General features: G+C 69.7%; 13 protein-coding genes. 7 read left to right on the forward strand and 6 right to left on the reverse strand.

The genetic code is table 11. The features are described from left to right. Nucleotides 1–23 precede the first annotated feature (23 nt). Nucleotides 24–1,664 carry a glycosyltransferase family 2 protein gene (locus ACTWOL_RS14645; protein WP_474297133.1) on the reverse strand — a complete coding sequence of 547 codons (1,641 nt, stop codon included), beginning with the start codon at nt 1,662–1,664 and terminating at the stop codon, nt 24–26. Between the two features lie 165 nt (nt 1,665–1,829). Further along, entirely contained in the window at nt 1,830–2,438 is a 609-nt protein-coding gene (locus tag ACTWOL_RS14650; RefSeq protein ID WP_474297134.1) for a TetR/AcrR family transcriptional regulator, read from the reverse strand. A 157-nt stretch (nt 2,439–2,595) separates the two neighbouring features. On the opposite strand from ACTWOL_RS14650, the gene ACTWOL_RS14655 reads away from it, so the two are divergent. The 3 genes from ACTWOL_RS14655 (at nt 2,596) to ACTWOL_RS14665 (ending at nt 7,330) form a co-directional block, all read left to right on the forward strand. Then, nucleotides 2,596–3,495 carry an ABC transporter permease gene (locus tag ACTWOL_RS14655; protein ID WP_474301162.1) on the forward strand — a complete coding sequence of 300 codons (900 nt, stop codon included), beginning with the start codon at nt 2,596–2,598 and terminating at the stop codon, nt 3,493–3,495. A 19-nt stretch (nt 3,496–3,514) separates the two neighbouring features. After that, entirely contained in the window at nt 3,515–4,282 is a 768-nt protein-coding gene (locus ACTWOL_RS14660; RefSeq protein ID WP_474301163.1) for an ABC transporter ATP-binding protein, read from the forward strand. 363 nt (nt 4,283–4,645) lie between these two features. Further along, on the forward strand, nt 4,646–7,330 hold the full coding sequence (locus ACTWOL_RS14665) for a GH92 family glycosyl hydrolase (protein WP_474297135.1): 2,685 nt from the start codon (nt 4,646–4,648) through the stop codon (nt 7,328–7,330). A 185-nt stretch (nt 7,331–7,515) separates the two neighbouring features. On the opposite strand, the gene ACTWOL_RS14670 is transcribed toward ACTWOL_RS14665, so the two are convergent. Continuing rightward, entirely contained in the window at nt 7,516–12,459 is a 4,944-nt protein-coding gene (locus tag ACTWOL_RS14670; protein WP_474297136.1) for an NAD-glutamate dehydrogenase, read from the reverse strand. A gap of 503 nt (nt 12,460–12,962) precedes the next feature. On the opposite strand from ACTWOL_RS14670, the gene ACTWOL_RS14675 reads away from it, so the two are divergent. After that, on the forward strand, nt 12,963–13,529 hold the full coding sequence (locus ACTWOL_RS14675; RefSeq protein ID WP_474297137.1) for a DJ-1/PfpI family protein: 567 nt from the start codon (nt 12,963–12,965) through the stop codon (nt 13,527–13,529). Nucleotides 13,530–13,671: 142 nt separating this feature from the next. On the opposite strand, the gene ACTWOL_RS14680 is transcribed toward ACTWOL_RS14675, so the two are convergent. Then, entirely contained in the window at nt 13,672–14,334 is a 663-nt protein-coding gene (locus tag ACTWOL_RS14680; RefSeq protein ID WP_474297138.1) for an HAD family hydrolase, read from the reverse strand. A 58-nt stretch (nt 14,335–14,392) separates the two neighbouring features. Continuing rightward, a complete protein-coding gene (locus tag ACTWOL_RS14685) occupies nt 14,393–14,899 on the reverse strand; it encodes a DUF6912 family protein (protein ID WP_474297139.1) in 507 nt (168 codons plus the stop codon). A gap of 262 nt (nt 14,900–15,161) precedes the next feature. Here ACTWOL_RS14685 and ACTWOL_RS14690 point away from each other — a divergent pair, with 262 nt between their 5' ends. After that, nucleotides 15,162–15,605 carry an Rv3235 family protein gene (locus ACTWOL_RS14690; RefSeq protein ID WP_474297140.1) on the forward strand — a complete coding sequence of 148 codons (444 nt, stop codon included), beginning with the start codon at nt 15,162–15,164 and terminating at the stop codon, nt 15,603–15,605. Nucleotides 15,606–15,829: 224 nt separating this feature from the next. Here the strand turns inward: ACTWOL_RS14690 and secA are convergent, their stop codons facing one another. After that, nucleotides 15,830–18,652, reverse strand: a complete 2,823-nt coding sequence (secA, locus tag ACTWOL_RS14695; RefSeq protein WP_474297141.1) for a preprotein translocase subunit SecA — start codon at nt 18,650–18,652, stop codon at nt 15,830–15,832. Nucleotides 18,653–18,916: 264 nt separating this feature from the next. Between secA and ACTWOL_RS14700 the strand changes: the two genes are divergently transcribed. Continuing rightward, the gene (locus ACTWOL_RS14700; RefSeq protein ID WP_474297142.1) at nt 18,917–19,570 is read left to right on the forward strand and encodes a GNAT family N-acetyltransferase; all 654 of its coding nucleotides are present in this window, start codon (nt 18,917–18,919) and stop codon (nt 19,568–19,570) included. A 129-nt stretch (nt 19,571–19,699) separates the two neighbouring features. Then, nucleotides 19,700–20,863: a winged helix-turn-helix domain-containing protein gene (locus ACTWOL_RS14705; protein WP_474297143.1), complete on the forward strand. Its 1,164-nt coding sequence runs from the start codon at nt 19,700–19,702 to the stop codon at nt 20,861–20,863. Nucleotides 20,864–20,944: the final 81 nt, after the last annotated feature.

Below are 20,944 nucleotides of genomic sequence, written 5' to 3' on the forward strand. Positions count from 1 at the left end.
GGCTGCGCCCTGCCCTGCCCCGCTCAGCGCTCGCGCTCGCCCGGCCCGCGCCGCCCTGGACCACCCAGCCGGACGGGGGCCACGGCGACGAGCAGGCCCCGGGCGCCGTCCGCGGCCGCGTCGAGCCGGTACGGGCGCAGTCCGCGCAACGCGTGGGCGCGCCGGGGCGGGACCTCGGCGGGCATGGTGACCAGGTGTTCCATGCCGAGGAACGCGGTGCGCAGGCCGACTTGGGTACGGCCCGGCGGGAAGGCGTCGGCCGGGATCCGCGCCTCGATCTCCGTACCGCCGCCGACAGGCGCCGTCCGCAGCAGGATCCTGCCCGCCTCCGGACCACCGGCCAGGCGTACGGGGGCAGCGTCGAGGGCCGCGAGACCGGGGAGCGGGCTGCGGGCGGTGATGACGAGGGCGTGGCGTGCGACTCCCGCGCGCTGCCAGCTCGCACCCACCAGGTCGGTACGCAGGGGCGGCGCTCCGTGGGCCGTCTCGTAGCGGACGACCGAGACGAGACCGGGCAGGTCCCCGATGCGTACGTACGCCAGACGCAGCCGCAGTGCGGGGTCGAGCCGTGCGAGCAGGGCGTCGTCCAGGTGGTCCGCGACCAGTGCGCGCAGTCCCGCGAAGACCCGCCGCCGTACCGGTTCCGCCGCGTACAGGAAGCAGCGGCCGGTCAGCCGGTCCACCTCTTCGGCGAAGTGGCGGTGGAGAAAGCCGTCGCGGAGCGGACCGGGCCGGGTGAAGCGGGTGGTCACGGACATCGCCGCGCACGTCCCGCGCAGCAGTTCCTCGATACCGAGTGCACCGGCGCCACCCATGACCGCGGTGGTGCGTGCGGGGGCCGTGCCCATGGCCGCGCCGCTGTCGGCGCCAGGTCTCCCGGGCGCCGGGAAGCTGTAGTCGTAGTCCGCGAGTACACAGACGCGGCGGGCCCGGAAGAGGGCTTCGAGTACGAAGGCCTGCTCGGCGGCCGCGGTGGCGAGGTCCTCACCGAACCGCAGCCCGTAGCGGCCGAGGACGGGCTCCCTGCGGAACAGCTTGGCGCACGACAGCTCCCCGGGCAGCCCGGGCTGGTCGAGGTAGACGCCGTGCCGGGTGCGGGTGAAGGGTTCGCCGATCGCTCCGGCGGCCCTGGCGTACAGGACGTCGCCGGCGTGGAGGTCCGCGGCGTCGACGAGACGTGCCAGTGCTTCCCGGCCGAGGAAGCGGCCCGCGTCGAGGAAGAACAGGTAGCGGCCGCGGGCACGGTCGAGTGCGTCGTTCGGGGTGGCGGCACAGCCCGTGAAGAACCGTTCCTCCTCGACCGCGGCACCGACCCTGGGCCCGCAGCCGACCGCGAGGATCTCGATGTGCTCGCGCCCGATGGTCTGCCCGGCGAGCGAGTCGAGACATCTGCGGAGCTGGGGCGGTGAGGCGTCGCGGATCGCGACGATGACGGTGACATCGGGGACCTTGGGAACGCCCCGGGCGTCAGGGACGCCCGCGCCGGATCCCCTGCGCTCGGAGGTGTCCCCGGCGGACGCCGTACCGCCGGTGAAGTCCGCGGCGGACCGGGCATTCCTGGTGGGGTCCGCGTCGGACGCCGTACTGCTGATGGCGTTCGCGTCCCCTGCGGCCCCGGCGCCGCCCATGGTGTGCGCGCCGATCGCGCCGACCGGTGAGCTCATGGAGTGCCTCCACTCCCCCTCGGGCGCGCCGTCCGCCCGCTCTCCAGGAGAACGAGACCCGTTCGGCGGGGGCTACGCACCGGACGTCGCCCTCACCCACCCGGCCCAGCGCACGCCGCTTCCGCACGCGCCCACGAGCGCCTGGACAAGCGGCGCTCCGCGCCCTCAGACCCGGGTGAGCGCCGCCACCGCCGATGCCGCCAAGTCGTCCAGGTACCCCTTGGGCAGGTCGCTCCGTACCACCACCAGCCGCCAGTACAGCGGCCCGATGATCAGGTCCAGCGCGCGGTCGGCATCCGCCGACTCGGTCAGCTCACCGCGCGCCACGGCATCGCGTACGACGATCGCGGCGACCCCCTGCTGGCTGTCGAGCAGGGCCGCCTTGATGGCCTGGGAGATCTCCGGATGACGGGCCGCCTCGACCAGCAGATCGGGGATGACCTGGGACGCGATCGGGTGCCGCAGGGCGTGCGAGGCGACTTCGAGCAGCGCACGGACGTCCCCGTACAGCGAGCCGGTCGCCGGGGCGGGCAGGCCCTTTGCAGCGAAGGCCGAGACCAGGTCCAGGACGAGGGAGAGCTTGGACTTCCAGCGCCGGTACACCGCCGTCTTGCCGACCCCGGCCCGTCGCGCGATGCCCTCGATCGACATCCGGGCGAAGCCGACCGCCGCCAGCTCCTCGAAGACCGCGGCGCGGATGGCTTCGGTGACATCCTCCCGGAGCACGGCGGCTCCCGCGGGGGCGCGGCGTGGGGTTCCCCGGTCCGTGGTCATGTCCACGAGCATACCCGTGACGACGAGACGGTTGCGTTGCGACGTAAATCGGCCCTACTCTCGCCGTAGCGACGATACGGGTCCGTTCCGGCGTCGTAAGCGATCCTCTGCCCCGGCGAACCCGACGAGTGTGAGTGTGAGCGTGAGCAGCCAGACGATCATCAGGCCGGTCCCACCGCCGACGGCGGCGGAGAGCCTCAGTGCGCTCGCCGTCCGGCACGGCCTGAGCGTCAGCGGGGCCCGCCCGTCCCTGGGCGCCTATATCCGCGAGCTCTGGTCCCGCCGGGACTTCATCACCGCGTTCGCGACCGCTCGCCTCACCGCGCAGTACAGCCAGGCGAAGCTCGGCCAGGTCTGGCAGCTGATGACCCCGCTGCTCAACGCGGCCGTGTACTACGTCATCTTCGGAGTGCTGCTCAAGACCAGCCATCATGTGGCGGACTTCGTGCCGTTCCTGGTCACCGGCGTCTTCGTGTGGACCTTCACGGCCAACTCGATTCTTGCCGGGACCAGGGCGATCTCCGGCAACATCGGTCTGGTCCGGGCCCTGCACTTCCCGCGCGCCGCACTGCCCGTCGCACTCGCCCTGCAACAGCTCCAGCAGCTGCTGTTCTCCATGGGCGCCCTGGTCGTGATCGTCATGGGCTTCGGGCAGTTCCCCCGGGCCTCCTGGCTGCTGGCGATCCCCGCGCTGCTGCTCCAGGCACTCTTCAGCACGGGCCTGTCGATGGCCATGGCCCGGCTCGCCTCCCGCACCCCGGACATCGCCCAGCTGATGCCGTTCGTGCTGCGTACCTGGATGTACGGGTCGGGGGTGATGTGGAGCCTCCACGCGGTGCTCAAGGACTCCCATCTGCCGCACGCGCTCGTGCTCGCCCTGCAGTACAACCCGGCGGCCGTCTACATCGACCTCATGCGCTTCGCGCTCATCGACAGCTTCACCTCCGCCCAGCTCCCGCCGCATGTCTGGGCGGCCGCACTCGCGTGGGCCGTGCTCGCCGGGGCGGGCGGATTCGTGTACTTCTGGAAGGCGGAGGAGCAGTACGGCCGTGGCTGACCACATCGCAACACAGGACATGATCCCCACCATCGTCGTCGACGGTGTCCACATCACCTACAAGGTCAACGGCGCGAAGAGCGGCCGGGGCGCCGCTACCGCCGCCCTGAGCCGGATCCTCTCCCGCAGGCCGGACAGCAGCGGCAGGGGCGGCCGTGAGGTCCACGCGGTCAAGGGGGTCAGCTTCGTTGCCTACAAGGGCGAGGCCGTCGGCCTGATCGGCTCCAACGGCTCGGGCAAGTCCACCCTGCTGAAGGCGATCGCCGGTCTCCTGCCCACCGCCAAGGGCAAGATCTACACCCAGGGCCAGCCGTCGCTCCTCGGCGTCAACGCCGCCCTCATGGGCGATCTGACCGGCGAGCGCAATGTGATGCTCGGTGGTCTGGCGATGGGCATGACCCGGGAGCAGATCCGCGACCGCTACCAGGAGATCGTCGACTTCTCCGGCATCAACGACAAGGGCGACTTCATCTCGCTGCCGATGCGGACGTACTCCTCCGGTATGGGAGCCCGGCTGCGCTTCTCCATCGCCGCGGCCAAGAGTCATGACGTCCTGCTCATCGACGAGGCCCTGGCGACGGGCGACGCGAAGTTCCAGCGCCGCAGCCAGGAGCGGATCGCCGAGCTGCGCCGCGAAGCCGGGACGGTCTTCCTCGTCAGCCACAGCAATTCGACGATCACACAGACCTGTGACCGGGCGCTGTGGCTGGAGTCGGGGACGCTGCGGATGGACGGGCCGGCCAAGGAAGTCGTCGCCGCGTACGAGGCCTTCACCCGCAAGAAGTAGCGGGAGCGCGCGCCCGAGGAATGGGCGCGGGAGTGCCGCAGCGCCGGCATCCGGGGGTCGACCGATCCCGGATGCCGGCGAACTCGTATGCGCCGTAATCCGGTTGGCGATCCGGGCCAAGAAAAAGTTCGTCCGTCCGGCATCTTCACCAGGCGTTCCCAACCACGCAATAATGTCGCCCATCGCCGCGAGTGACAACGTTGTCATCACAGTCACCGCGCCACATCCGATCCGCTTCCTTCCTCTTTGCGTGGAGACATGATGCGTATACGAGTGGGCCCTGCCCGTGTTGGACGGGCAGCCCCCGCCTCGCAGGCAGTACCGCCGCGACGGACCCCCTTGTGGCGGGCAGCCCTGATCCTCATGGGGCTGCTGGTGGCACTGGTTCCCCCGGGTGGCGCAGGAGATCTGGCGGTCGCGCAACCCTCGGGTGCCCCGCGCGGTTCCAACGTGGACAGGGTCGACCCGCTCATCGGGACGGCGGGCGGCAGCGAGACCGAGTACGGCGGCATGATCCCGAGTACGGCACCGCCCTTCGCGATGACGCGGTGGTCGCCGATGACCCGCGAGAACTACGTCAGCCGCCTGCCCTATCACCACGATGACTCGAAGATCGTCGGGTTCATCGGTACACACCAGCCCGCGATCTGGATGGGCGACTCCGGGTACGCGGTCGGCATGCCGGGAGTCGGTGCCGTCAAGACGGCCCAGGCGGATCGCGGCCTGCCGTTCAGTCACAGCGAGGAAAAGGCAACGCCCGAGAAGTACACGGTGAACATGCACCCGGCGCCCGGGCAGACCTTGCGCGCCGAGCTCACCGCGACCTCCCGGGTCGGCGTTCTCCGGATGACCTATCCCCGCGGGGCGGCGGCCAACTTCGTGATGCAGGCGACGAGGTCCGGTAAGACCGGCAACGTGCACATCGACCCCGCCAGGCGGGAGATCACCGGCTACAACCCGGACCGTCAGGACAGCAAGCTCGGCCCGTTCAAGGCATCGGGTTTCAAGGGCTACTTCGTCGCACGCTTCTGCACGGAGTTCGACAGCTACGGCACGGCGACCGGTGCCACACAGCACGAGGGGCAGGCCGACCGCACGGGTGAGAACGTCTCGGGGTATGTGCGGTTCCCCTCCGGCACGGCGACCGTGACCGTGCGCATCGCCACCTCGTTCATCTCCGTGGACCAGGCGCGGGCCAACCTCGACAAGGAGGCCCCCAACCGCCGGAGTTTCGACGCGACCGTGGCGAAGACCCGGGCGGCGTGGGCGGAGAAGCTCGACCGGGTCCGCATCAGCGGCGCCACGGACGACCAGCTCACGACGTTCTACACCGGCATGTACCACGCGCTGCAGTACCCGTCGGAGATGTCCGAGCACGGTCGCTACTACAGCGCCTACGACGACAAGGTCCACAAGGGAGTGAGCTACACCGGGTACTCGCTGTGGGACACCTACCGGGCGCAGAGCGCGTTCCTGATGATGTTCGCGCCTGAGCGCGTCGACGGCATGATCACCTCGATGCTCCAGGACTACAGACAGGGCGGCTGGCTCCCGATATGGAAGAACCTCAACGAGACCAACATCATGGTGGGCACGAACGCGGACTCGCTGATCGCGGAGGCCATCGCCAAGGGGTTCCGCGGCTTCGACCGGGACCTCGCCTACGAGGCGGTCCGCAAGAACGCGATGACTCCTCCCGACAAGGACACCGAGCTGCGGTACTCAGACCGCCAGGAGGGCACTCCGGTCGAGGCCCGGGCCGGCCTGACCTGGTACAAGAAGAACGGCTGGGTCGCGGCGGACCGCACCGCGGAAGCGGCGAGCCGGACCCTGGACTACGCCTACGAGGACTACGCCGTCGCGCAGGTCGCCAAGGCGGTGGGCGAGAACGCTGACGCGAAGTACTTCCTGGAGCGCAGCGGCACCTACAAGAAGCTGTACAACGGCAAGACCGGCTTCATGCAGGCGCGGAATCTGGACGGGTCCTGGGCCAAGGGGGGTTGGACCGAGGGCGACGAGTGGGTGTACACCAACGACGTCCTCCACGACGTCCCCGGTCTGATCGACCTCAAGGGGGGCAAGGCCAAGTTCGGCTCATGGCTGGACAACTACTTCGCCGGCGGCCACAACAACCACACCAACGAACCCAGCCACCACGTCCCCTACCTCTACGACTACTCGGGGCAGCCGTGGCGTACCCAGGAACTGGTCCGGCAGATCGCCGACGCCAACTACAAGCACGCCCCTGACGGCCTGTCCGGCAACGACGACTGCGGCCAGATGTCGGCCTGGTACCTGTTCTCCGCGATGGGTATCTACCCGGTCAACCCGGCCTCCGGCCAGTACGCGGTGGGCAGCCCCTTCTTCGACAAGGTCAGCGTGGATCTCCCGGGAGCACACCGCCCCCTGGTCATCACGGCTCCCCACGCGGCGTCCCGCCCCTACGTCAAGGCGCTCGGACTGAACGGCAGGAGCATCACCAAGCCGTTCCTGAGCCATCGAGACCTCATGGGTGGCGGACGCCTCGACTTCACCATGAACGAGGCGCCGCAAGCCTGGGGAGCGTCGACGCCCCCGCCGGCGCCGGACCCGAACCTCGCTCGCTCCAAGCCGGTCAAGATGATCGGCGGAACGCCGGCGGTCGAGTGGGGCAAGCCCACTGAGAACGCTGTCGACGGCAACCCCGGGACCATGGCGCAGTCGAACACGGGTGCTCCGTGGAGCCTGCAGGTCGACCTCGGCCGCACCGCCACTGTGGGGCGGATGGTCGTCGACCCGGACAAGGAGAACTACCCGGTGAGCTATGACATCAAGGTGTCCGAGGACGGTACCCACTGGACCACCGTGGCCAGTGAAACCGACGCGGGCGGTACGACCGGCTGCGCCGACGGCATGAAGCGCTGCGGACAGCTGCGCACCCACACCGTCCCGCCTGCCAAGGCCCGTTACGTCCAGCTCAGTGTCAGGAGCTGGGTGTCGGCCGTGACCGGCAAGCCGGCCACCGACTACGGCTGGGCCCTCAGGGAGTTCGGGGTCTTTGCCGAGTGACGGCCGGCCCGCGGCAGGGCCACTCTCCGGTGAGGGTGGCCCTGCCGCGGGCATAGCCAGGGGCACAGCCGGGACGCCACGCCCACCGGTTCACGACCGGAGGGGCAGAACGAGGGGCGCCCGACCACCATGCGGTGGTCGGGCGCCCCTCGTTCACAGCCCGGCCGGCCCCGGGCTCACCGCCGTCAGGTGTGCGCCCGCAGCAGCTGCCGCATCGTGCGCATCGCCACCGAGAGGTTCGCCAGGTCGAAGGTGTCCGAGCCCTGGATCTCCTCGAGCGTCGTACGCGCCCGGCCCAGGATCGCGGCGTTCTTCTCCTCCCAGGCGTGGAAGCGTTCCTCCGGCGTGGATGTGCCGTTGCCGACCGCGAGCACATCCGCGGTGAGCATGGCGTGCGCGGCGTACAGGTCCTCGCGGATCGACGCACGGGCCATGGACTGCCAGCGGTCGGCCCGCGGCAGTTCGATGATCCGGTCCATCAGCTCGGTGATCCGCAGCCGGTCGGCCAGGTCGTAGTAGATCTCGGCCACGGCCAGCGGGTCCTTGCCGGTGCGGTCGGCGATCGCGACGATGTCGAGCGTCGGGAACGCGGAGGAGAACCCGGCGACGCGCATCGCCAGTCCGTCCGGAACGCCCGCGGCCGTGAACTCCTCGAGCAGCCCCTGGTACCACTCCAGATCGAGGCCGCGCAGCATCTTGGGCAGCTCGGCCCAGACCTGCTCGACACCCGTCGCGAAGAAGTCGATCGTCTCCGTGAGCTCCAGCGGCTGCGGCCGGTTGCCCAGCAGCCAGCGCGTACCGCGCTCGACGAGCCGGCGCGAGTGGAGCCGGATACGGGTCTGGACGTCCGCCGCGACCTCGTTGTCGAGGGCCTCGACGGCGTCCCACACCTCGCCGAGCCCGAAGATGGCGCGGGCGGCGGTCTGCGCCCGGACGATCTCCTCGATCGACGCCCCGGTCTCCTCGCGCAGCCGGTGCAGGAAGGTCGAGCCACCGGTGTTGACGGTGTCGTTGACCAGCACGGTGGTGACGATCTCGCGGCGCAGCGCGTGCCCGTCGACCGCGTCGGTGAACTTCTCCCGCAGCGCCTTCGGGAAGTACGCGTGCAGCAGGCTCCGCAGGTACGGGTCGTCGGGCAGCGAGGTGCCGATCAGCTCGTCCGCCACCGTGATCTTGGTGTAGGCGAGCAGCACGGCGAGCTCGGGCTGCGACAGGCCCTGCCTGTTGTTCAGCAGTTCCCGGACCTGCCGGTCGTTCGGCAGGAACTCCAGCGCCCGGTCCAGCGCGCCCTCCCGGCCCAGCCTGCGCATGAAGCGCTGGTGGGCGTGGAGCAGGCTCGGCGACTGCGCCACGGCGTTGGTCAGGGCGACGTTCTGCGCGTAGTTGTTGCGCAGCACCAGCCTGCCGACCTCGTCGGTCATCTCGGCGAGCAGCTTGTTGCGCTGCTTGACGGTCATGTCGCCGTCCGCGACCAGGCCGTTCAGCAGGATCTTGATGTTCACCTCGTGGTCGGAGGTGTCCACGCCCGCGCTGTTGTCGATGGCGTCGGTGTTGACGCGTCCGCCGCCCCGGGCGAACTCGATACGGCCGAGCTGGGTCAGGCCCAGGTTCCCGCCCTCGCCGACGACCTTGGTCCGCAGCTCCTCGCCGCTGACGCGGATGGCGTCGTTGGCCTTGTCGCCGACGTCGGCGTTGGACTCGGAGGAGGCCTTGACGTACGTACCGATGCCGCCGTTCCACAGCAGGTCCACCGGCGCCTGCAGGATCGCCTTCATCAGCTCGGCGGGGGTCAGCTTGGTGACCCCTTCGTCGATGCCGAGGGCCTCGCGGACATGGGAGTTGACGGGGATCGACTTGGCCGTGCGCGGGTGGATGCCACCGCCGGGCGACAGCAGTTCCTTGTTGTAGTCGGCCCAGGAGGAGCGGGGCAGTTCGAACAGCCGGCGGCGCTCGGCGTACGAGACGGCCGCGTCGGGCTCCGGGTCGATGAAGATGTGACGGTGGTCGAAGGCCGCGACCAGCCGGATGTGCTCGGAGAGCAGCATGCCGTTGCCGAACACGTCACCGGACATGTCGCCGACGCCGACGACGGTGAAGTCCTCGGTCTGGGTGTCGTGGCCGAGCTCGCGGAAGTGCCGCTTGACCGACTCCCAGGCACCGCGTGCGGTGATGCCCATGCCCTTGTGGTCGTAGCCCGCCGAACCACCGGAGGCGAAGGCGTCGCCGAGCCAGAAGTTGTACGCGACCGCGACCTCGTTGGCGATGTCGGAGAAGGTGGCGGTGCCCTTGTCGGCGGCGACGACCAGGTAGGTGTCGTCCTCGTCGTGGCGCACCACGTCGTGCGGCGGCACGATCTCGCCCGCCACCATGTTGTCGGTGATGTCGAGCAGCGCGGAGATGAAGGTCTTGTAGCAGGCGATGCCCTCGGCGAGCCAGGCGTCGCGGTCCACCGCCGGGTCCGGCAGCTGCTTGGCGACGAAGCCGCCCTTGGCGCCGACGGGCACGATCACGGTGTTCTTCACCATCTGCGCCTTGACCAGGCCGAGGATCTCCGTACGGAAGTCCTCACGCCGGTCGGACCAGCGCAGACCACCGCGGGCGACCTTGCCGAAGCGCAGGTGCACACCCTCGACGCGCGGCGAGTACACCCAGATCTCGTACGCCGGGCGGGGCGCCGGCAGATCGGGGATGGCCTGCGGGTCGAACTTCATCGACACATAGCCGTGCCGCGTGCCGCCCCCCGCCTCCTGGAAGAAGTTGGTGCGCAGGGTGGCCTTGATGACGGTGAGGAAGGAGCGCAGGATCCGGTCCTCGTCCAGCGAGGCGACCTGGTCGAGCGCGAAGTCCAGTTCCTCGAGCAGTCCGTCGATCAGCTCGGTGCCGGCGTGCTGGCGGTCCGGCGACATCCGGGCCTCGAACAGGTTGATCAGCAGCCGGGTGGTGTGGACGTTGTTGAGGAGGGTGTCCTCCATGTAGTCCTGGCTGAACGTCGAACCGGCCTGGCGCATGTACTTGGCGTAGGCGCGCAGCACCACGGCCTCGCGCCAGTTGAGTCCGGCGCGCAGCACGAGCGAGTTGAAGGAGTCGTTCTCCGCGGCGCCGGTCCACACGGCGGCGAAGGCGTCCTGGAAGCGCTCACGGGCGTCGTCGCCGAGGAAGTCGCCGCCGTTCCCGGAGAGGAGCGGCATCCGCAGGCCGAAGTCGTAGATCCAGGCGTGCGTACGGTCCGCGCAGCGCAGCTCGTACGGGCGCTCGTCGATGACCTCGACGCCGAGGCGGTTGAGCACCGGCAGCACGGAGGACAGCGACACCTGTTCGCCGAGCCGGTAGATCTTGAAGCGACGCTCGCCGGGAGCGGCGCCGACGGGCTCGTAGAGGGAGAGCGAGAAGTCCTTGCCGGAGCTGGTGAGCTGGTCCAGGTGGGACAGGTCGGAGACGGCCGCGCGCGGCGAGTGGTCGGCCTTGTAGCCCTCGGGGAAGGCGTTGCCGTACTTGCGCAGCAGCTCGGCGGCTCGCTCCTCGCCGACCTCGGCGTTCAGCGCCTCGGCGAATCCGTCGGCCCAGGAGCGGGCCGCCTCGACGAGCCGGGCCTCGATGCGGTCCTTGTCGGCGTCGGTGAGGTGGGCGAGCTCGTTCCCGGGCGTGACGCGCACGACGAAGTGCAGCCTGGTGAGCACCGACTCCGTGCTCATCAGGGTGAAGTCGACGCTGCTGCCGTCGAGCTCTTCCTTGAGGATGCCGGTCAGTCGCTCGCGGACGGTGGTGTTGAAGCGGTCACGCGGCAGATAGACGAGCGCCGAGTAGTAGCGCCCGTACTCCTCCTGGCGCAGGTACAGCCGCAGCCTGCGGCGCTCCTGCAGATAGAGGACGCTGGTCACGATCTCGCGGAGCTTGTCCGGCGGCGTCTGGAACAGCTCGTCGCGCGGGTAGGTCTCGAGGATCTGCAGCAGGTCGCGGCCGTCGTGGCTGTTCGGCGAGAAGCCCGCCCCCTCGAGGACCTCGGCGACCTTGCGGCGGATGACCGGCACACGGCGCACGGACTCGGTGTACGCGGCCGAGGAGAACAGGCCGAGGAAGCGCCGCTCGCCGATGACGTTGCCCTTGTCGTCGAACTTCTTGACGCCGACGTAGTCGAGGTAGGACGGGCGGTGCACGGTGGCGCGGCTGTTGGCCTTGGTGAGGATCAGCAGCTTGTGCTCGCGGGCCTTGGCGCGGGCGTCGGCGGGCAGCCGGTTGAAGGAGGGGCTCACGGGGTGGCCGTGGGCGTCGTCGCCGCCGTGGTGCGGGTCGGAGCGGAGGATGCCGAGCCCGGTGCCCGGTACGGCGGACAGGGCGTCGCCGTCCACGAGGGTGTACTCGCGGTAGCCGAGGAACGTGAAGTGGTCGCCGGAGAGCCAGCGCAGCAGCTCGCGGGCCTCGGCTACCTCCTCGTCGCGGATGTCGTCGGCGGTGGGCTCGCCGGGCAGCTCGTCGGCGATACGCAGCGCGGCGTCACGCATCTTCTCCCAGTCCTCGACGGCCTCGCGGACGTCGGACAGGACTCGGAGCAGGTCCGCGGTGATCTGCTTGAGATCGGCGCGATCGGTCTCACGGTCGATCTCGACGTGGATCCAGGACTCGACGACGGCGTCGTGGGGGAGCCCCGCACCGTTCTGCTCGCCGCGGAGCACCTCGATCAGCTTGCCGGTGACATCGCGGCGCACGGTGATCTGCGGGTGGATCACCACATGGATCCCGCGTCCCTGGCGGGTGAGCTCGTTGGTGACCGAGTCGACCAGGAACGGCATGTCGTCGGTGACGACCTCGACGACGGAGTGGCTGGAGGTCCAGCCGTTCTCCTCGACGGTCGGGGTGTGCACCCGGACGTTGGCCGTGCCCTGCGGGCGGTTCTCCGCGAGCCGGAGGTGCGAGACAGCGGCACCGTAGACGTCGACCGGGTCACGGTCGGTGAGGTCCTCGGGGGCGGTGTGCCGGTAGTAGCGCTGGAGATAGGCAAGGAGTTTGCCCTGGTCAGGCACCTCCCCGCCGTCGGACCCAGTCGGAAGTTGCCCCCCGCCCGGGCTGTGCTCAGCTACCCGGGCGGCCCTTTCGAGCAACTCGGCCTTGGCTTCGTCCAGCTTGGTCTGCATGTCCTCTGGCTCCTGTCGCGCGCCGTTGCGTGACGTAGGTGGAAACGTTGGCGCATCGCCACGACGCGGGGTGTCCGGTCAAGGTCGACGCTATGCCGCAATGAGAGATGTCCGAGCCATGTTCGGCGAATTCCGGCGGCGGGCCCGGCACGAGATGCGGGCCGCGACTCCGCGGGCCGCAGGGAAGATCAGCTCGCACCCGGCCGCTGTGGCGTCCCGGGCGCGGTCCGGGGGCGGCGCTGCCCCCGCGGCGTATCGCGCTGATCACGGCACCAAGGCTATCGCTCCCTACCCGGGCGCCGTCATGAGCCGTATGTGTACAAAAGCGGGGCCGGAAGTTTGACACTCTGGACAGCGACACAGAGGCCTTTGGCGGACAGGGCCCGGGCACGGCAGGTTGAACCGTGGACTGAAGGCGACAATCAACCATAAGAGACAACTGACAGCGACAAGCACGAGCGCATGCTGACAAATCAATACATCGATTCCGGAGAGCAGTAGCCATGACTGTGCAGATCCTGATCGTCACCGGCGACGCGGCCGAGTCACTCGAGGTGCTGTATCCGTACCAGCGGCTGCGCGAGGAGGGGTACGAGGTCCACATCGCCGCTCCGGCCCGCAAGAAGCTCCAGTTCGTGGTCCATGACTTCGAGCCGGGCTTCGACACGTACACGGAGAAGCCGGGCTACACCTGGCCCGCCGACCTGGCCTTCTCGGAGGTCGATCCGGGTGAGTACGCCGCGGTCGTGATTCCGGGCGGCCGGGCGCCCGAGTACCTCCGCAACGACCCCGAGCTCCGCAAGATCCTCAAGTCCTTCTTCGACGCGGACAAGCCCGTGGCGCAGATCTGCCACGGGCCGCTGCTCACGGCGGCCGTCGGCAGCCTCACCGGCCGCGGGGTCACGGCGTACCCGGCGCTCGAACTCGACATGCAGGCTGCCGGCGCCTCCTTCAGGGACGCGGAGGCGGTGGTGGACGGCAGTCTGGTGTCGTCCCGGGCATGGCCGGACCACCCGGCGTGGATGCGCGAGTTCGTGAAGGTGCTGCGGGAGAAGGCTCCGCTGAGCTGACGGGAAGCTCGCGGCGGCCTCCGCACGGCCCTCCGGCCTCCGTGGGAGCTCCATCACGCCGTGCGGGGCGTTTGCGAGCGTCGGACAGCCTCCGCTTCCCCGGCTCCGGGGCCGGGGAAGTACGTCCGGCCCCGGGCGCTTCCTAGGCCACCAGCTCCTCCGCGAGCGCCACGGCCTCGGCGAGGCTGTCGACCACCGGAACACCCGCCGACTCCAGGCTGGTCCTGCTGTGGGATCCGCCGGTGTACAGCACGGCGTTCGCGCCCACGTGCGTCGCCGCGACCGCGTCGTCCACCGCGTCGCCGATGACCACGATCCGCTCCGCCGCGACCCCCTCGAGGGCCGCGAGGTGGCGCACCATCTGCTCCGCCTTGCCCGTGTGCGACCCGCCGGTGCGGCCGTCGACCCGCACGAAGCGGTCCTCGATGCCGTGGCGCCGGACTATCGGTATCAGATGCTCGTGCGGGGCCAGGGAAAGCAGCGACTGCGTGCGGCCCGTGGACTGCAGCTCGGCGAGCAGCTCCGCCGCGCCCGCGGTGAGCCCGCACGCCTCGGCGAGCAGCCAGTAGTGCCGGTGGAAGGCGGCGTCCATGACCGCCCACTCCTCGTCCGAGGGCAGCCGGCCGATCAGCCGCTCGTAGAAACGGGGCACCGGCACGCAATACAGGTCCCGGTAGCGCTCCAGGGTGATCGGCTCCATTCCGATCTCCGCGAAAGACGCGTTCGTCGCCTCGATGACCGCGTGGATGTCGTCGAGCAGTGTGCCGTTCCAGTCCCAGACCAGATGTGCGCGGTGCTTCCCCATGCCGAGCAACGGTACCGGCAGGGTGTGACAGCCGGAGCCGTGGACCGGGACCGCCGGGTCAGCCGACGAGTCCGGGGATCTCCTGGACCCCGTACCACAGAAGCTCATGGTCCTCGGCACCGTCCACCACGAACTGGGCGTCGTCGTCGCCGTGATCCGCCGCGCCCAGCGCGTCCGCCGCCGCCGACACATCGGCGTCCGCCTCGTCGGAGTCCACATGCACCGCCGCCGCCTTCCTCAGCGGCACGGGCGAGGCGATCCGCACCTCACCGAGCGAGGCGGAGCCGAGCCCCTGACCGGGGTCGGCGACGGCGTCACCGTCGGCTACGTCCACGGCGACGACGACGCGCCGCCGCGCCGCACCGGGGTCCCCGGCGAGCAGCCGCAGCGAAGCCGCCGCCGCCCTGCTGAGCGCGGCGTACTCGAGCTCCTCGATGTCGTCGGAGACGTACCACTCGCGCAGCGCGGGCGTCACGGCGTAGGCCGTCAGCGGTCCGGGGCCCACTTCGCCCGCCTTGTACGCCTCTGCGAGACCGGGGATGGTCAGGGGTACGTAGACGCGCATGGCAGGCCGCTTTCGTCGTCGGGTGAGCACTTAAGGATACGTGCGCGATCCCCCATCAGGGTGCCCCCGAGCGCCCTCACCGAGGTCGCTTTCGAAGCTCCCGGAGCGCCTCTCATCAGGCGCCATGCACCGCCCATCACCCTGATAGGTGATTCTCGGGCCCGCTTCCTCGCGGGACGACGGCACTTGCGACCACCCCGTCACTCCCCGTACAAGATCCGCGACGATAAGTTACTTGTGGGTATCGGAAGGGGCGACAGCCATGGACCACTCATCGGCCCGGACACGCACCACGCCCGGCGGGCGCCACGACAGCCGGGCTCCCGGCCGACTCGCACCACGACGCACCGTGCCGCACGCCGACGCCAGATCCCGCCTCCCCCGCTACTGGTTCGCGGAGCGCCTGCTCGCGGTTCTCAGCGGCAATCGCCCGGTCCACTGGATGCTCGGCCACACCGTGGGGAACGCGTACGAGAGCCTGATCCGCCTCGCCCCCGGTGCCCCGCTGGCGGCGAACGGTCTGCGGCCCGTGCTGCGCCACTGCGACGAGTGCGTCCCGAGGCCCGGCGTCATCGAGGCCTTCGCCCGGATCGGCACGGGCGACCAGGTCCGCGCGATGGCCTTCCGCCTCGAGCAGGGCGGCGACCTCCGCTGGCGCTGCGCTGCGGTGGAGCTGGGCGGCGAACGGCTCACGGTCGGGGTGTGAGGCCCTCCCTGCGCGCACGACGGCCCGCGGGGACCGTCAGGGCGCGCCGATCAGTCGACAGGACCGGTCGTTCGCCCGGCCGCCTGCGGCACCGGACGGCACCGGCTGCGCCGCGCAGCACGGCCGTGGGCCGGACACCCGAATGGCTGGTGTCCGGCCCACGGCCGTTGACGCCCCGATGCGCGTGGACCGGGGACTGCGGTGACTACTGCCGGCTACAGGGACTACTTCTTACGACGGCGTCCGCCCGTGCTCTTCTGCGCCTTACGACGCTCCGCGCGCGTCATCCCGTCCGACTCGGACCGCGCCGGCCCTTCGCCGTTGCTGAAGTCGCCCTCGACGACCCCGCCCTCGCCGTCGACCGTCGGAGCGGAGAAGTGCAGCCGGTCCGGACGCTGCGGCGCGTCAAGACCCTTGGCGCGGATCTCGGGACGGCCGGCGCCTGCGGGCACCGCGTCCTCCTTCTTGAGGGAGGCCTTCTCGGCCGCGTCCTGCACCGGGACCTCCTCGACCTGCTGCTCGACCTGGACCTCCAGGTTGAACAGGTAGCCGACGGACTCCTCCTTGATGCCCTCCATCATCGCGGTGAACATGTCGAAGCCCTCGCGCTGGTACTCGACCAGCGGGTCCTTCTGGGCCATCGCCCGGAGGCCGATGCCCTCCTGGAGGTAGTCCATCTCGTACAGGTGCTCGCGCCACTTGCGGTCGAGGACGGACAGCACCACACGCCGCTCGAGCTCGCGCATGATGTCCGAGCCGAGCTGCTTCTCGCGCTCGTCGTACTGCTCGTAGATGTCGTCCTTGATGGTCTCGGAGATGAACTCAGCGGTGATCCCGGCCCGGTCGCCCGCCGCGTCCTCGAGCTCCTCGACCGTGGTCTTCACCGGGTACAGCTGCTTGAACGCGCCCCACAGCCGGTCCAGGTCCCAGTCCTCGGCGAAGCCCTCGACGGTCTCCGCCTGGATGTAGGCGTCGATGGTGTCGTCCATGAAGTGGCGGATCTGCTCGTGCAGGTCCTCGCCCTCCAGCACACGGCGGCGCTCGGCGTAGATGACCTGGCGCTGGCGGTTGAGCACGTCGTCGTACTTCAGGACGTTCTTACGCGTCTCGAAGTTCTGCTGCTCGACCTGCGACTGGGCGGACGCGATCGCGCGGGTCACCATCTTGTTCTCGATCGGCACATCGTCCGGGACGTTGGCCATGGACATGACCCGCTCGACCATCTGCGCCTTGAACAGACGCATCAGGTCGTCACCGAGCGACAGATAGAAGCGGGACTCGCCCGGGTCGCCCTGACGGCCGGAACGACCGCGCAGCTGGTTGTCGATACGCCGCGACTCATGCCGCTCGGTGCCCAGCACATAGAGCCCGCCGAGCGCCTTGACCTCCTCGAACTCCGCCTTGACGGCCTGCTCGGCCTTCTCCAGGGCGGTGGGGAGGGCCGCGGCCCACTCCTCGACGTGCTCGACCGGGTCCAGGCCCCGCTGGCGCAGCTCCGCCTCGGCGAGGTCGTCCGGGTTGCCGCCGAGCTTGATGTCCGTACCACGGCCGGCCATGTTCGTGGCGACCGTGACCGCGCCCTTGCGGCCGGCCTGGGCGACGATGATCGCCTCGCGGTCGTGCTGCTTGGCGTTGAGCACCTCGTGCTGGATACCCCGCTTGTTCAGCTGCTGGGAGAGGTACTCGGACTTCTCGACCGACGTCGTGCCGACGAGGATCGGCTGACCCTTCTCGTGCTTCTCCGCGATGTCGTCGACGACGGCCTCGAACTTGGCCACCTCGGTCCGGTAGATCAGGTCCGACTGGTCCTTGCGGACCATCGGCCGGTTCGTCGGGATGGGCACGACGCCGAGCTTGTAGATCTGGTGGAACTCGGCGGCCTCGGTCATGGCCGTACCGGTCATTCCGGAGAGCTTGTCGTACAGGAGGAAGAAGTTCTGGAGGGTGATCGTGGCGAGGGTCTGGTTCTCGTCCTTGATGTCCACCCCTTCCTTCGCCTCGATCGCCTGGTGCATGCCCTCGTTGTAGCGGCGGCCGGCGAGGATACGGCCGGTGTGCTCGTCGACGATCATGACTTCGCCGTCGATGACGACGTAGTCCTTGTCCTTCTTGAAGAGCTCCTTGGCCTTGATGGCGTTGTTCAGGTAGCCCACCAGCGGGGTGTTCACCGACTCGTAGAGGTTGTCGATGCCCAGCCAGTCCTCGACCTTCGAGACACCGGGCTCGTGGATGGCGACGGTGCGCTTCTTCTCGTCGACCTCGTAGTCGCCGGTCTCCTCGATGCCCTTCAGCGGGTTGCCCGGCTCACCCTTGGTGAGGCGGGTGACCAGCTTCGCGAAGTCGCCGTACCACTTGGTCGCCTGGTCGGCCGGGCCGGAGATGATCAGCGGCGTACGGGCCTCGTCGACGAGGATCGAGTCGACCTCGTCCACGATGGCGAAGTTGTGGCCGCGCTGGACGAGCTCCTCTTGGGACCACGCCATGTTGTCGCGCAGGTAGTCGAAGCCGAACTCGTTGTTCGTGCCGTACGTGATGTCGTAGCCGTACTGCTCACGGCGCTGCGCCGGGGACATGTTGGCCAGGATGCAGCCGACGGACAGGCCGAGGAACTTGTGTACCCGGCCCATCATCTCGGAGTCGCGCTCGGCCAGGTAGTCGTTGACCGTGATCAGGTGGACGCCCTTGCCCGAGAGCGCGTTGAGGTAGGCCGGGAGCGTGCCGACGAGGGTCTTGCCCTCACCGGTCTTCATCTCGGCCACGTAGCCGAGGTGCAGCGCGGCACCGCCCATCAGCTGGACGTCGTAGTGACGCTGGCCGAGGACGCGCTTGGCGGCCTCACGCACCGTCGCGAAGGCTTCGGGCAGCAGGTCGTCCAGACTCTCGCCGTCTGCGAAGCGCTCCTTGTACTCATCGGTGAGCGCCCGCAGCTCGGCGTCCGAGAGGCTGACGAAGTCCTCTTCGATGGAGTTGACCTGGTCCGCGATGCGGTGCAGTTTGCGCAGGATCTTGCCTTCGCCTGCACGCATGAGCTTGTTGAAGACGGACACTGAGGCGGGTCTCCTTGCCGGTCGGGCCTGGCACTGGGTCGTGTGATGGACTCTGGCGCGGGCACGGCAGGTGGGCCCCACCGCAACGGCCATCGTAAGCGAGGACCCCACCACCCCGGGAGGTCCTCCCCCCGGGGCACGCCCGGCGGTGTCCCGGAGCGGGCCGAGTTCCCCGTACCAAGGAGAACGTCCGACGGGCGCGGAAGGTGCCGCAGGTCCCGAAAAGTGTTCGCATGACAGACGGACAGTGACGAGAATCCCGTCATGGATCCCATCAGTCTCACCACAGAGCGGCTGGAGCTGCGCACGTTCACGGCGGACGACGCCGGGGAGGTGCGTGCGGCATGCCAGGATCCCGCCATCCAGCGGTGGATCTCCGCGATACCCGTCCCTTACGGGCAGGAGGACGCGGAGGAGTTCGTCGGGCTGGTCGTGCCGAGCGGCTGGCGCAACGACACGGCATACACCTTCTGCGCACGTCCGCGCGGCGGCGGCCCGCTCATCGCCTCGGCCGGCCTGCACAACCCGCGTGCGGGCGGGTGGGAGATCGGCTACTGGACGGCCGCCGAGCAGCGGGGCCGCGGTTACGCGGCGGAGATCGTGTCGGCACTGGCGCGCTGGGCCTTCACCGAGCTCGGCTGCATCCGCCTGGAGTGGCTCGCCGAAGTGGGCAACGCAGGTTCCCGCGCGGTGGCCGAGAAGGCGGGTTTCACCGTCGAGGGCGTCCGGCGCGCGGGCCTCCAGCACCGTGGGACGCTGCGCGACAGCTGGGTCGGCTCACTGCTCCCCTCCGATCTCGGGCTGGTGTCGGCCGTCCCGTATCTGCCGGCCAAGGGCGAGCTTCGGACCACCGGGGGCGAGTGTCCGGCGCCCGAGGGCCGGCAGGGTGTGCCGCAGCAGTTGCGCCGGGGCGTCTGAGGAAGCGGGGGTCGCAGCCACTGCGGGCGGCGCTGCCGTCGGCCTCGGCTGGCGGCGCTGCCGACTGAGGCAGCTCCGTCATCCCTGGTCAGGGGCCTGTTGTCAGAGGCGCCCTCTAGGGTGCGGTGCATGACGACTGTGCCGCCCGCAGCTGCCGAACTGTCCGCCGACGAGGCCCGCCGAATCGCCCTGCGTGCCCAGGGGTTCCTCGGCGCCCCCGACCGCAGGGCCGGCGTGCGCGGTGTGCTGCGTCATCTCGGCGCGGTCCAGCTGGACACGATCTCGGTGCTGGCTCGCTCGCACGAGCTGATCCCCTATGCACGGCTGGGGGCCGTGGGCCGCAAGACGGTCGAGGACGCCTACTGGACCGAGACGCACGCCTTCGAGTACTGGTCGCACGCGGCCTGCATCCTCCCCGTCGAGGAATGGCCGCACTTCGCCTTCCGCCGCCGTGCCTACCGCGACCGCCCGCAGTGGTACCACGACCTTCCGGACGGCGCCTACGACACGGTGATCAAGCAGCTGCGCACCGAAGGCCCGCTCACCTCGACCGAGCTGGGCGGCGCGAAGAACGGCGGAGAGTGGTGGGACTGGTCCGCCTCGAAGGTGGCCGTCGAGCGGGCTCTGATGTACGGCGAAGTGGTGTGCACCGAGCGGCGCGGCTGGAAGCGGGTGTACGACCTCGCAGAGCGCGCGATCCCGGACGCGCTGCTCCATGACGATCTGGACGACCGGGAGTGCCTGCGCCGCCTGGTGCGGCTCGCCGGTGAGGCCGTGGGGGTGGGCACACGCGCGGACATCGCGGACTACCACCGTCTCAAGGGCGAGCAGTTCGACGCGGTGGTCGCCGACTCCGGTCTCGTCCCGGTGCGTGTCGAGGGCTGGGACAAGCCCGCCTGGGCGGACCCCGAGGCGCTGGCGAGCGAGCCCCGCGGGCGTCACCGTACGACGCTGCTGTCGCCGTTCGACTCGCTGATCTGGGAGCGCGCCCGCACCGAGCGGATCTTCGGGTTCACGCACCGGCTCGAGGCGTACGTCCCCAAGGCCAAGCGTGTGCACGGCTATTTCGCGATGCCGCTGCTCTCGGGCGGCAGGCTGCTGGGTCGGGTCGACCCGGCCCGTGAGGGCACGACACTGGTCGCCCGCCAGGTTTCGCTGGCGGGCCCCAAGGCGGTCGGCCCCATGGCATCGGCGCTGCTGGAGGCGGCGGAGTGGGTGGGCTGCGACGCCATACGCGTCGAGCGCGTCGACCGTTCCGAACTGACCGCGCCGTTGGTGGCGGCCCTGGGCTGATCACACGATCACGGACAAACGGACAACGCGAGCGCGGATCCCAGGAGTGCGGATCACACGAGTGCGGTCGCGCTGTCCCGT

The sequence above is a fragment of the Micromonospora sp. IBHARD003 genome, assembly GCF_056106285.1.